The organism is Staphylococcus sp. FSL W8-1207, from assembly GCF_038003745.1.
Classification (GTDB): domain Bacteria; phylum Bacillota; class Bacilli; order Staphylococcales; family Staphylococcaceae; genus Staphylococcus; species Staphylococcus equorum.
In genome coordinates this window covers 47,143-60,908 of the sequence record NZ_JBBOPU010000002.1, presented here as the reverse complement: position 1 = coordinate 60,908, position 13,766 = coordinate 47,143, and the positions used below count along the sequence as shown (strand labels likewise).

Sequence of the window (13,766 nt, the reverse complement as noted above, 5' to 3'; positions counted from 1 at the left end):
TAGAAAGCGTATTTTAAAATACGCGATTCATATTTAATATAAGGAGCTGAAGAAGTTTGGCGGAAAAAGTACAATTAGGTAAATCAGATGTTAAAGTATCACCCATTGCTTTAGGAACGAACGCAGTAGGTGGTCATAACTTTTATAATAATTTAGATGAAGAACAAGGGAAAGAAACTGTACGTACAGCAATTAGAAATGATATTAATTTATTAGATACGGCATTTATCTATGGACCTGAACGTTCAGAAGAACTTGTCGGGGAGACAGTAAAAGAATTTACGAGAGAAGAATTTGCGATAGCTACGAAGGGTGCACATTATTTTGATGAAGACGGAAATGTACAAGTCTCGAATGATCCGCAATTCTTAAAAGAGCAGGTGGCACAAAGTTTAAAACGTCTACAATTAGATTATATTGATTTGTATTATATTCATTTTCCAGATGAATCAACACCTAAAAATGAAGCCGTAGCAGCTTTAAAAGAATTAAAAGACGAAGGCAAAATAAAAGCAATTGGCGTTTCGAATTTCAGCTTAGAACAATTAAAAGAAGCGAATAAAGATGGATACGTAGATGTCGTTCAAATGGAATATAATTTATTGAATCGTAAAAATGAGGCGATTTTAGAATATACTTCAGAAAATAATATTACATTTATTCCATATTTCCCATTAGTATCAGGTCTATTAGCTGGTAAATATACAGAGAACACGAAATTTGATGATCTTCGTGCTGAAAATCCAGAGTTTCAAGGTGAAAGATATCAAGAAAATTTAGAAAAAGTAGATCAACTCAGAGTGATTGCTGATAATCATAGAGTAGATGTAGTACATGTTGTATTAGCGTATTATCTTACTAAACCATCATTAGATGTTATTATTCCGGGAGCCAAACGACCAAACCAAGTCGTGGATAATTTAATAACCCTTGATTTTAAATTAACAAATGAGGAAATCGAAAAAATAGAACAGTTATTTCCAATAGAATAATAACATTAAAGTAGATGAACCATGTAGTGTTTATCTACTTTTTATATTTATAAACTTTAAACCTAAAAATATAGATAAATAGTATGTTGGAAAAGTACTATTTTTGAGCAAACAATTTAATTTATTAATGTATTTTCATTTTTCTGTTTAATAATTCCATTATTTAGTGTAGGATTATTAATTAAGTTTACCTAAATAGTCAAAATGTATAATTATAAAGCTCAACAGATATATTATTAATTTAGTAGTAGAAGGAGATTATTATGATCACAGTTTTATTCGGGGGCAGTCGACCAGAGGGAAACACTGCTCATTTAACTAAAGCGGCCATAGCAGGATACGACTACGAATGGATAGATTTAACACAATATCAATTAAATCCAGTTAGAGATGTAAGACATGATAATAAGGTAATAGAATCATATAATGATGACTATAAAGAGATTATTGATAAAGTATTAGCGAGTGAGACGATTATTATTGCTTCGCCGGTGTATTGGTACAGTTTATCGGCATCAGTAAAAGCATTTTTCGATCATTGGTCTGAAACATTAATGGACCCAAATTATAAAAATTTTAAAGAAGAAATGGCGAAAAAAGATTTTAGATTAATCATCGTTGGTGGAGATTTCCCGAAAGTTAAAGGAAAGCCATGTATCACACAAGTGAAATATAGCTTGGAATTTATTGGCGCAACGTTATCAGGTTATATTATTGGTACTGCTGAAAAGCCAGGCGATATTGAAAAGGACGTTTATGCATTAAAACGTGCACAAGAATGGCAACAAACATTAGGCCAAAAGTAAATATATTAAAGATAGTTTGAGCAAATGATTTATGTTGTTCAAACTATTTTTATTCTAGATAGATAAAGTATTTTGAATACTAAAATTATGTTATAATGTAGCTATTATTACCTATCTAAATAGGGGGAGAGCAACATGCACAAAGTAAGAAAAGCAACTGCAGAAGATGTTGTCAGCATCAGAGATGTAGCAACAAAAGCTTGGTATAATACGTATTTAAATATTTATGCAGCTAAGACAGTAAATGAATTATTGGCTGCTTCATATAATGAACAACATTTACTAAAACGTTTAGAAGATCAATTGTTTTTAGTAGTCGAAGAAGACGAAAATATTATTGGCTTTGCTATATTTATTTATGGTACTGAATTATTCTTGTCTGCACATTATGTGAGCCCATCATGGCAACACCATGGTTATGGTTCTAATCTATTGTCCGAAGGTATTCATTATTTTAAAGATGACTATAATGAAGTTTATTTAGAAGTAGATAATAAAAATGAAGAAGCTATGACGTTCTACCAACAAAAAGGTTTTGAAAAAGTACGCTCATACACACATGTAATGTACGGTGAAGCAATGGACTTAGCGTTGTTACGTAAGCCATTAAAATGATCTGCAAAGTATAGGGTATGAACAGGAGGACTACATTGACATTTACAACTTATGCTACACAAAAGTTACCTGAAGAAAAAGTTTTTAAAGACCCGATTCATAGGTACATTCATGTCAGAGATCAAGTGGTTTGGGATTTAATTAAGACGAAAGAATTTCAACGCTTGCGTCGTATTAAGCAGTTAGGCACATTATATTTATCATTCCATACGGCAGAACATAGTAGATTTGGGCATTCGCTCGGTGTATATGAAATTGTACGTAGATTGATTGATGATTCATTTGATGGTCGCGAAGCATGGGATAATGATGACAGACCTTTAGCTTTATGTGCTGCTTTATTACATGATTTAGGGCATGGACCATTTTCACATAGTTTCGAAAAAATTTTTAACACGGATCACGAAGCATTTACACAAGCGATTATTACGGGACCAACTGAAGTAAATGAAGTATTAAAGCGTGTCTCAGAGGATTTTCCGCAACAAGTTGCAGATGTAATTAATAAAACGCATAAGAATAAATTAGTGATTTCTATGATCTCATCACAAATTGATGCAGATAGAATGGATTATTTACAGCGTGATGCATATTTCACAGGTGTATCTTATGGCCAGTTTGATATGGAACGTATCTTAAGATTAATGCGCCCATCTAAAGATGAAGTGCTTATTAAAGAAAGTGGTATGCACGCAGTAGAAAACTTTATTATGAGTCGTTACCAAATGTATTGGCAAATCTACTTCCACCCAGTAAGTCGAGGTGGGGAAGTATTATTAAATAATTGTTTGAAACGCGCGAAGCAGTTATATGAGGAAGGCTATACATTTAAAATGCATCCTACAGATTTCATACCGTTCTTTGAAGAGTCCATGACAATTGAACAATACGTGGATTTAGATGAAGCCGTGGTACTGTATTATTTAAAAGCATGGGTGAAAGAAGATGATGCAATCTTAAGTGATTTATCCCGTCGTTTTATTAATCGTGACTTATTTAAATACATGCCGTTTGACGGTTCTATTATTACAATTACAGAATTAACCGATTTGTTTATACAAGCAGGTATAGATCCAAATTATTATTTTGTAAGTGAATCGTTCTCGGATTTACCATACGATTATGATAGGCCTGGGTCAGATAGACAACCTATTCATTTATTGCGCCGTAATGGTAAAATACGTGAAATTAGTAGTCAGTCATTGATCATTCATAGTATTACTGGTATAAACAGGGAGGATTATAAACTATATTATCCTAAAGAGTTTATTACTGAAATTGAAGATGAAAATATAGGAAATGCGATTATCAGCATTTTAAATGAATTGAATTAGCGATTAACCAATGGTAGAAAAGTGTTCGCCATTAAATTGTCGTTTTGAATCCAACTTTTAAAAACCATTTAAGTAAGCATGAGACGTATTGTGGTTTTAAAATAGAACGTAGATATTACAATTAATTATGAAACTTATTTTATGGGAGGTGTTTGCTAGTGGCTGAAAGCAAAGGTTTTAAATTTAACATCATTAAGAATGACCCACTAGATGGACATAAAGGTACGAATATCGGTTCAATCAGTTTAGATAACGTAGCGCCTGTCTTTATTGATGTTCAAAATAAGGAAGCCTTTATTGATATTGGTGGTATGCATGCGCGCGCAAGTGTTGAAAAAGGTGTTAAATGGATTAAAGAAAAAGAAGTCGTTGAAGGTGAAGATGCCAAAGAGTATTGGCTATGCTGGGTTACGACTGAACGAGGCGAAAATGGTCCATACTACGCAGGTGTTACAGGCTGTTATTTAATGGTGAATAAAAGTATTCGTAGAGGATATAAAAGTATGCCCGAACACGTCAATATGATGGATAAATCTATGAAACGTCAAATAGAAATTGAACACATCGGTGAAGAAAATAAACAAGTTTTAAAAGATTTTCTTAAAGCGCATGATATAGAGATGTGGAATAATTCTGAACAAGCTTTGCATGACGCATTAAACACACAGTAAATTTAATGTAAGTAACATCTAAGCCATGTTGGTATTAGATTAAGTAGACAGCCGAATTGTTTGAATTCTGGCTGTTTTTATTATGTGAATTCAACTTAATTGTAAGTGTTGCATGTAAAATCTATTCAGTTATTCTTATATTGCTGCTGACTTAGGTAGATAAAAAGAAATTCTATATTTTCAGTTAGTGTGAAATTAACGCTTTGAAAATTGTTTTCGCAACTGTATTGCTTATTTCAAGTATGCTATAATTGTTTGTATTATTTTAAAGATTAGGGTGAAACGCACATTGGAAAACAATGTTAATATCCAGACGAAACAAATTGTTAAACAATTTGATAATAAAGAGAAATTTTCGCAAAATACACAAGGATCTTGGCAAAAACGCAATGCTGAATTTATCCGATATCAAGAAGAAATTAATGATGTTATTGTAAATGTGACAGTGAAAATTGAAGAAGCAGGTGTCAAAATCATTCGCAACGGTGAAATTAAAATGATTCTTCATTTCGTTGAAGGTGAAGATACGATTACTTTATATGAAATTAGTGGCGGACGCATCCCACTAACGGTACGTACACATTCCATTTTACATTTTGTTACGCCTGACGGTGGCAAATTGAAAGTACATTATGATTTAATTCAAGATGAAGAGAAAATGGGATCTTATCAATATGAAATTACTTATAAGGAGACACCATAATGAACATAATTGATCAAGTCAAACAAACATTGGTTGAAGAAATTAATAACAGTATCCAACAGGCACAACTTGCTGATACGAGTGAAATTCCAGAAATCAAAATAGAAATTCCTAAAGATAAAAGTAATGGTGACTATTCAACAAATATTGCAATGGTCTTAACAAAAATAGCAAAACGCAATCCACGTGAAATCGCACAAGCTATTGTAGATAATTTAGATACAACAAAAGCTAAAGTAGAAAAAGTAGCTATCGCAGGTCCTGGATTTATTAATTTTTATTTAGACAATTCGTATTTAACTGCAATCATTTCTGAAGCAATGGATAAAGGCGACAAATTTGGCCATACTGAAGAAGCTAATGGTAAAAGTATCTTAGTAGAGTATGTTTCTGCAAACCCAACAGGAGACCTACATATTGGACATGCCCGTAATGCAGCAGTCGGAGATACATTATCAAATATCTTAGAAGCAGCAGGCTATCAAGTAACTAGAGAATACTATATCAACGATGCTGGTAATCAAATTACGAATTTAGCGCGCTCAATTGAAGCACGTTATTTCGAAGCGCTTGGTGATGATTCTTTTGAAATGCCAGAAGGCGGTTACCACGGTAAGGATATCATTAATATCGGTAAAGATTTAGCTGACAAACAACCTGAGTTAAAAGACCTTTCAGAGGACGAACGTATAAAAACGTTTAGACAACTCGGTGTCGATTATGAGATGGAAAAATTAAGAACAGACTTGTCTGATTTCAATACACACTTTGACAGTTGGTTTAGTGAAACATCTTTATACGAAAAAGGCGAAATTAAAAAAGTTTTAGATAAAATGACAAACCTTGGCTATACGTATGAACAAGATGGTGCAACGTGGTTACGTACGACTGATTTCAAAGATGATAAAGATAGAGTATTAATTAAGAAAGACGGCAACTACACGTACTTCTTGCCAGATATCGCTTATCATTTTGATAAAATAGAACGTGGCAACGATGTGTTAATCAACTTATTTGGTGCAGACCATCACGGTTATATCAATCGTTTGAAAGCTTCGTTAGAAACATTCGGTGTAGAAAAAGATCGCCTTGAGATCCAAATTATGCAAATGGTTCGCTTAATGCAAGATGGACAAGAAGTGAAAATGAGTAAACGTACAGGTAATGCAATTACGTTACGTGAAATTATGGATGAAGTTGGCGTAGATGCTGCGCGTTATTTCTTAACAATGCGTAGTCCGGATACACATTTTGACTTTGATATGGAACTAGCGAAACAAGAATCTCAAGACAATCCAGTGTATTATGCACAGTATGCACATGCACGTATTTGTTCGATTTTGAAACAAGCTGAAGAAAGAGGGATTAAACCTTCAAAAGAAGCGGATTTTTCATATATCACAAATGCAAAAGCAATTGATTTATTGAAAAAAATAGCTGAATTCGAAACAATGATTGAAAGTTCAGCAGTTCAAAGAGCACCTCATAGAATTACAAATTATATTCAAGAGTTAGCATCTCACTTCCATAAATTCTATAATGCGGAAAAAGTATTAACAGATGATGTTGAAAAGACAACAGCGTTAATCGCGCTTATTAATGCAGTCAAAATCACAATGCATAATGCATTAGATTTAGTCGGTGTTAATGCACCAGAATCTATGTAAGTAAAAGTTTAAAATGATAAGATTCACTTAACGAGAGTGAGTAATAGATTTGTATGGATTAGATAGTTTAGCAACTTATCCAATAACAAATTGTTGCTCGCTCTTTTTTAATAAATTAACTTACAAATAATTATAAAACTTAAAGTTGAAGAGGGATGGGGGATACTATGTTGGATACAAAAACGTTATATCAACTACTATATGATCACATGGGTCCACAGGGTTGGTGGCCGGCAGAATCAAAAATAGAAGTTATGTTGGGCGCGATTCTCGTTCAGAATACGAATTGGCGAAATGCAGCATATGCAATTGAATCTTTAAAGCAAGCAACACATTTAGAACCACAACACATCTTGAATTTAAAGATAGAAGAGTTACAAATATTAATTAAATCGAGTGGATTTTATAAAAATAAGGCGCAAACAATTCTCTCTTTATTAACTTGGTTGGAGCACTATGATTTTGATTACCAGGAGATTAATGATCATTATAAACAAGACTTGAGAAAAGCGTTGATAGCAATTAAAGGCATTGGCAGTGAGACAGCTGATGTACTCATTGTATATGTCTTTGGAGGCGTTGAGTTTATTGCAGACAGTTATTCAAGGAGGCTATATCGAAAATTAGGATATACGCAAACAAACAGTTATGAACAATTAAAACGACACATTAAACTACCAAATGATTTTTCAAATCAAGATGCTAACGAATTCCACGCATTGTTAGATAATTTTGGTAAAAATTATTTTAACGGTAAAATAAATACAAAATATACATTTTTAGATGCTTATTTTGAAAATTAAAAAAGAGGTTGACCTTCACGTAACGTTATACTACATACTGCGTTATAGGAGGCGAGATAAATGAAACAACAATTTAGTCCGAAAGACATTGCAAATATCACGGGTATAAGTACACGTACATTACGTTACTACCATGAGATAGGTCTATTAATACCAAATCAAGTATATGAGCAAGGTTACAGATCATATAACATGGAAAATTTAACGAAACTACAACATATTTTATTTTTAAGAGCGCTAGAATTAACGTTAGAAGAAATAAAACAATATTTTGAAAGCACTATAACTGAAAAGAATGAAATTCTTAGTACTCGTTATGAAATTGTTTTAGACAAACGTAATCAATTCAATCGTATATTAGAAAAGTTAGAAGAACATTTTGAAAACCATCAATATGAGGCGTTGGAGATTAAAGATTTCAATGGATTTGATTTAACCGGACAATATGAGCGTGAAGCATACAGCAAATATAAAGATTCTAATTACTACCAAGCATTTGAACAAAATAACGCTCGAAAAACTAAAAATCAACAACAGTCTGATTATGATAAAATAGCACAGCAACTTGAAGCGTTTTTTAATAAAATGAATCAACTACAAAATAAAGGTGTTACACCTAATCAAGCAGTTGACAATATTGAAGAACTCAAATGTATTTTATCGATTCAAGTGCCTAATTGTGATGATCAATTTATCGAATATATGGCACATACGTATGAACAAGATGAGCGATTTATAAAGAATATTAACAAAAATCGAAACGATGATTTCCATCATTATTTAATTCAAACAATGCGTATATTTGTTAATAAAGAAGATAATTTAAGTTAAATTTGTCTTCCATTGAAGTTGTTTATAAAATATGACATAAACGCTTAATTAGGCATCAAATGACTGATAGCAGTCGTTTGGTGTTTTTTTAGTGATTTCACCATTAAATGTGTATTTATAGAAAAAATTTAGGTTTGTTAATTAAAATTGGGCTGAATTTTGATATGATAAAGAAAAATATGAACTAGGAGATTACGACGTGAAAAGACCTCATAAAATATTTTATCTTTTTATTGTTTTAGTATTTTTATTAGCAGCTTGTGGAACAAACGAAGACCAAACGAAAGAGAAAGCAAAGAATTCGGACAAACAATCTTATGATAGGATAATATCGTTGATGCCTAGTAATACGGAGATATTGTATGAATTAGGATTAGGAAATAATATTGTGGGTGTCTCCACTGTTGATGATTATCCGCAAGAAGTTAAAGATAAGCAGCAGTTTGATGCAATGAAATTAAATAAAGAATCCTTATTAAAAGCAAAACCAGATTTAATTTTAGCGCATGAATCCCAGAAAGCGACAAGTAGTGATATATTAAATACGCTTAAAGATAGTGGCGTTAAAATAGTCTACGTGAAAGATGCACAGTCAATTACTGAAATGTATAGCACATTTAAACAAATTGGGCAGGTGACTGGTAAAGAGGATGAGGCAAATGCACTCATTAAAGAGACAAAACAAAATATTAAAGAAGTGAAAGCATCTGTACCAAAAGATGCTAAACCGCAAAAAGTGTTTATGGAAGTATCTTCTGAACCAGAAATATTTACAGCGGGTAATAACACTTTTTTTGATGATATGTTAAGCGAATTAAACGCAACGAATAGTTTTTCGAATTTAGAAGGTTGGCAAAAAGTAAGTAAAGAAGCAATTATTAAGAAGAATCCAGATATTATGATTTCGACAATGGGTATTTCTAAAGCCGAATATCAAAAAATATTAAATAATCGTGGTGGATTTAGTGACATAAAAGCAGTGCAACAAAATCAGGTTGAAGCTGTGGATGGCGATGAAATTTCGCGTCCCGGTCCACGTATTGATGATGGACTAAAAGCTTTAAAAGAAGCCATATACAAAGAGTAGCATATTTATCGCTATAACCATATTACCGTACAATCTTGAGCTTATGAAATTCCTGGCATTTATAGAGGCAGGTGTAGTGTTAAGCATTAACAGATGATATTGTAATAATTGAAAGATTTCATTGAAAGCGTGGCAAAAAAATGCAGTACTATAAATCAATCATAATATGGCTAACAGTACTCATTGCTAGCATATTGCTAAGTTTATTATGGAGTATTGGGGATATCGGCAACGCACTGACCCAAACTATCCTCTTTCAAGTTAGAATACCAAGAACACTACAAGCATTGCTTGCAGGTATTGGTTTAACACTTGCAGGCCATATGTTTCAAACCTTATTAAATAATCCATTAGCAGATAGTTTTACATTAGGGTTAGCGAGCGGGGCAACATTTGGATCAGGCTTGGCTGTCGTCCTAGGAATGTCATTTATTTGGTTGCCAATATTTTCAGTTGCATTCAGTATTATTACATTGATTTTAGTCCTTGCTCTAACGATAGCGATGTCGAGGGGGTATCCGATTAGAACATTGATATTATCGGGTATCATGATAGGGGCTTTATTTAACGCCTTTCTATATATACTCATTATATTTAATCAAAATAAAATGAATAATATTGTCAATTATATGTTTGGTGGATTCTCTTCAGCTGAATATAACGAAGTGGTATACATTGGCACAGTGCTACTCATTGGTGTTATTATTTTATTAAGCATGATTTCTAAAATTAAATTATTACAACTTGGCGATTTACGAGCCAAATCATTAGGTTTAAATGTTCAAAGCATGACATATAGCGTGTTGTTGATTGCATCAATTTTAACTGCAGTAATCGTTGCTTTTGTTGGTATTATTGGCTTTATTGGTATGGTTATACCACAACTTGTGCGGCGACACAGTGGTCATTATGATTTAGGGCAACAAATGATACTTAATATGATTATTGGTGGTACAATTATGGTGCTTTCAGATTGGTTAGGAAGTGTTGTTTTAGAACCATTCCAAGTGCCTGCAAGTATTATACTCGCTTTACTGGGTATACCAGTATTATTCTATATCTTGATTACACAACCACGCATGTATGAATAACGAAGTATAAATAGATGAATATATACAGTTAAGCATGAATTAAAGTAAAAGTTTGAATTAAAGAGGTAATGATGATGGACTTAACACAAGTAAAAGCGGTCGTCTTTGACTTAGAAGGTACACTTTTAGATCGAAAAAAATCACGCGAAAAATTTATAGAAGAACAGTATGAAAGGTTTCATGATTATTTAGTACGTATACAACTTGAAGATTTTAAGAAAAAATTTATAGAATTAGATGACGATGAAGATCATGATAAACCAGAGTTGTACAAAGCAATTATTAAAGATTTTCATGTTGATCGCTTAACGTGGAAAGACTTATTTAATGATTTTGAAATGCATTTTTATCGTTATGTATTTCCTTATTACGACACGCTTTATACACTTGAAAAGTTAACAAGTAATGGCTATCTCACGGGTGTAATCGCAAATGGAAAGTCGAAAATTAAACAATTTCGTATGCATACTTTAGGTGTAGAAGATGCGATTAACTATTTGTCTACATCTGAAACAGTAGGTTATCGTAAGCCACATCCTAAGATTTTTGAAGATATGTTATCCCAATTAGGGACAAAACCAGAAGAAACGATGTATGTGGGTGATGATCCGTTAAATGATGTTGCACCTGCGAGAGCGATGGGAATGATTAGCGTTTGGTTCAAGGAAGACGATGATGTTGAAGTAGAACCATTACCTGAAGAAATAGATTTTACGATTAGAAGTACTGAAGAATTATTAAAAATATTATCTATAGCGAAGAAAGGAAGATAATCAATGAATTTATTTACAACAAAAGATGGTGTCGCTTTGAATTACAGAACAAGTGGTGAGGGCAATGCTATTGTAATGATACACACTGCCTTAGATAATTTATCTATTTACAATGAACTTGAAAATGCTTTTAATAAAACACATCAGGTTGTGCTTATTGATTTAAGAGGCCATGGTTACTCAGATAAACCAAATGGTATTGAATTTAAAACATATGCAGAAGATATTAAAGCGCTATTAGATTATTTATATATTCCAGAATGTTCATTAATTGGCCATGAATTAGGCGGATCAGTTGCAGCCTCATTTGTTGCTCAATATTCAGAGATGGCAACGACACTGACATTAGTGAATCCAACGCTACTTAATGAAATAACACCTGAAGAACGTTTGTATCGCAAATATTCAGATAAAGTACGTAATTGGGAACAAGAAGCGCAACAAAAGTTTTTTGATAAGCATTTATATTATTCAAAACGCGCAGCTAAAAAGGTTTTAAAACAAGTAGATGATACCAATGCAATTGCTACGAAAGCTGAATTAACAGCAGTAAAGGAATCATTTAATAATAATCAAATAATGCATTATTTAGGGGGAATCCATTTACCAACTTTAATTATCGCTGGGCAACACGGTGAAAGAACAACCGTTGTAGAATCTAAGGAAGTGGGTGACTATATCGGGGATGTTTCGTTTGAAGTGTTCGAAAAATCAGGTTTATATCCATTTATAGAACAGCAAGAAAAGTTCCTCGACGTTGTGGGAGAGTTTATTAAAGCAAATGAAAAAACAAAAATATAGAATAGCCGCACATTTATATTACAAAAGATATGAATATGTAATCTTTTTGTAACATCCCTGTTAATTACGTAATATTTATAGTACACTGTTGATGAGCACAAAATAACTTTTAAATAGAAGGAGAGAGCGCTTATGAAAAAAATGTTTGCGGCAGTTTTAGTTTCAGGATTAGCGTTTTCTGGAATTGGTGCAGGTAGTGTGGATGCGGCTTCAGGTAACTCTATCCAAAATGTTAAGGCATTACAAGAAGGAGATACAACATTAGAAGGCGCAACATTAGGCGAGTCTATTCAAAGTGTATTGAAAAATAATGATACGCCAGTCTATTCTCATCGACCTGATAACAGTGAACATTATTACGAATTTAAAAAAGACAATGGTGTACTTGTTGTAGCTACTGATGGTAAGAAAAATGAAGGCGAAATTACTCGTGTTTCTATGAGTTATAATGATACTGATGGCCCAGCTTATGATGAAGTTAAAAATGAAGTAAGCAAAGATGCGGTCGCACGTGAGCATTATAATAATGTAACTGGTAACTTTGGCTATGTGCAAGATGATGAAGTTTCATATCAATTCAGCTCATCATCTCCAAGTGATAAAAACATTAAACTATATCGTATAGATATTGGTGAATAAATATTGCTTATAGCATTTAAAAAGAATAATTTGACCGGCAAGTGTAAAGCTATATACTTGTCGGTTATTTTATTGTTAAAATAAGTGTAAGTATGAGATTATAAATTAAATTATAGTAGATATAGTTCAAATATTATTAAAGGAGCTTGTCATGAGAGTTAACGACAAAGTACTAGTGGAAAACATTAATGATTACTTCACTCATAAAGGTCTTTCACCAAATTTAATAGATGATATTAAAGTGAAATTGAAAAAAGATTTTCAGAAATCTGAAGAAAAAGATGAAGATTATATTGAATATAGAAAAAAATCACCCGCTGAAGTAATTTTGACGATACAACGTAATTTGTTTACATTGCAATTGAATCCTATTGTGTTTTTTATACTGAATTTTATATTGCTATCGTATTTATATGATAAACAATTTGTGCCGTTCCAAGCAGCAACAGGATTGTCTATCTTTTATTGTTTAATTATTTTACCAATTTCGATTTTTATATATTTACGTATTGATTGGAAAAACTATCTTTATAGTAATAAATTCGAAAGAATAATAGGCTTGGTAGTTGCAGGTGTATCTTTTATACTCATTATTGCACACGCATTTAATATGAATTTGGGTATCGTAGCAGTAACTGTATACGGACACCAAGCTGTATTTTTTGTAGGTATTATATTTAGTATTGCTGGTCTTTATTTTAGAAGATTAGAATTTACTGGTATTGGTTTACTACTTTGTCAAAAAACAATAGACGCGATGATTAGCAGTCCTGAAATTGCTCAAATTGGATCTATCGTTATTTGGTTCTTGCTATTAATTGTTATTATTTATTACACAATACGTATTTCATCTAGGAACTAAAGTTAAAATAGTTTATATAAATATATTTTTAGAACGCGCTTCAAAATGTTAACTGAAATAATTCGTTAACATCTTGAAGCGCTTTTTTTAA

General features: G+C 32.3%; 15 protein-coding genes. All 15 read left to right on the top strand.

From position 1 onward, the window contains the following. The first annotated feature begins 56 nt into the window (after nucleotides 1–56). The 15 genes from NSR03_RS09915 to NSR03_RS09845 all read left to right on the top strand — a co-directional run bounded on the left by NSR03_RS09915 (nucleotide 57) and on the right by NSR03_RS09845 (nucleotide 13,675). Entirely contained in the window at nucleotides 57–992 is a 936-nt protein-coding gene (locus tag NSR03_RS09915; protein ID WP_021339591.1) for an aldo/keto reductase, read from the top strand. A 263-nt stretch (nucleotides 993–1,255) separates the two neighbouring features. Then, complete coding sequence (locus NSR03_RS09910) at nucleotides 1,256–1,798, top strand: flavodoxin family protein (protein ID WP_002508428.1); 543 nt, start codon at nucleotides 1,256–1,258, stop codon at nucleotides 1,796–1,798. A gap of 135 nt (nucleotides 1,799–1,933) precedes the next feature. Beyond that, nucleotides 1,934–2,413 (top strand): GNAT family N-acetyltransferase, encoded by a 480-nt coding sequence (locus NSR03_RS09905; protein ID WP_021339592.1) that lies wholly within the window; start codon nucleotides 1,934–1,936, stop codon nucleotides 2,411–2,413. A gap of 17 nt (nucleotides 2,414–2,430) precedes the next feature. Beyond that, complete coding sequence (locus NSR03_RS09900; RefSeq protein ID WP_172457955.1) at nucleotides 2,431–3,747, top strand: HD domain-containing protein; 1,317 nt, start codon at nucleotides 2,431–2,433, stop codon at nucleotides 3,745–3,747. A 158-nt stretch (nucleotides 3,748–3,905) separates the two neighbouring features. Beyond that, complete coding sequence (locus tag NSR03_RS09895) at nucleotides 3,906–4,418, top strand: YwhD family protein (RefSeq protein ID WP_021339593.1); 513 nt, start codon at nucleotides 3,906–3,908, stop codon at nucleotides 4,416–4,418. 289 nt (nucleotides 4,419–4,707) lie between these two features. Next, a complete protein-coding gene (locus NSR03_RS09890; protein ID WP_021339594.1) occupies nucleotides 4,708–5,121 on the top strand; it encodes a DUF1934 domain-containing protein in 414 nt (137 codons plus the stop codon). After that, nucleotides 5,121–6,788, top strand: coding sequence for an arginine--tRNA ligase (gene argS, locus NSR03_RS09885; protein WP_021339595.1), 1,668 nt, complete (start codon nucleotides 5,121–5,123; stop codon nucleotides 6,786–6,788). The genes NSR03_RS09890 and argS overlap by 1 nt, the downstream gene beginning before the upstream one ends. 167 nt (nucleotides 6,789–6,955) lie before the next feature. Next, nucleotides 6,956–7,591, top strand: a complete 636-nt coding sequence (locus NSR03_RS09880; RefSeq protein WP_021339596.1) for an endonuclease III domain-containing protein — start codon at nucleotides 6,956–6,958, stop codon at nucleotides 7,589–7,591. Nucleotides 7,592–7,651: 60 nt separating this feature from the next. Next, nucleotides 7,652–8,422 (top strand): MerR family transcriptional regulator, encoded by a 771-nt coding sequence (locus tag NSR03_RS09875; RefSeq protein WP_021339597.1) that lies wholly within the window; start codon nucleotides 7,652–7,654, stop codon nucleotides 8,420–8,422. A 199-nt stretch (nucleotides 8,423–8,621) separates the two neighbouring features. Further along, complete coding sequence (locus tag NSR03_RS09870; RefSeq protein WP_021339598.1) at nucleotides 8,622–9,509, top strand: ABC transporter substrate-binding protein; 888 nt, start codon at nucleotides 8,622–8,624, stop codon at nucleotides 9,507–9,509. A 140-nt stretch (nucleotides 9,510–9,649) separates the two neighbouring features. Then, nucleotides 9,650–10,600, top strand: a complete 951-nt coding sequence (locus NSR03_RS09865; protein WP_021339599.1) for a FecCD family ABC transporter permease — start codon at nucleotides 9,650–9,652, stop codon at nucleotides 10,598–10,600. Nucleotides 10,601–10,674: 74 nt separating this feature from the next. Then, nucleotides 10,675–11,373 (top strand): HAD family hydrolase, encoded by a 699-nt coding sequence (locus NSR03_RS09860; protein WP_021339600.1) that lies wholly within the window; start codon nucleotides 10,675–10,677, stop codon nucleotides 11,371–11,373. Nucleotides 11,374–11,376: 3 nt separating this feature from the next. Beyond that, nucleotides 11,377–12,174, top strand: coding sequence for an alpha/beta fold hydrolase (locus tag NSR03_RS09855; protein ID WP_069820613.1), 798 nt, complete (start codon nucleotides 11,377–11,379; stop codon nucleotides 12,172–12,174). A 132-nt stretch (nucleotides 12,175–12,306) separates the two neighbouring features. Next, nucleotides 12,307–12,813: an SA0570 family protein gene (locus NSR03_RS09850; RefSeq protein WP_021339602.1), complete on the top strand. Its 507-nt coding sequence runs from the start codon at nucleotides 12,307–12,309 to the stop codon at nucleotides 12,811–12,813. Nucleotides 12,814–12,964: 151 nt separating this feature from the next. Continuing rightward, a complete protein-coding gene (locus NSR03_RS09845) occupies nucleotides 12,965–13,675 on the top strand; it encodes a hypothetical protein (RefSeq protein WP_002508415.1) in 711 nt (236 codons plus the stop codon). Nucleotides 13,676–13,766 lie beyond the last annotated feature (91 nt).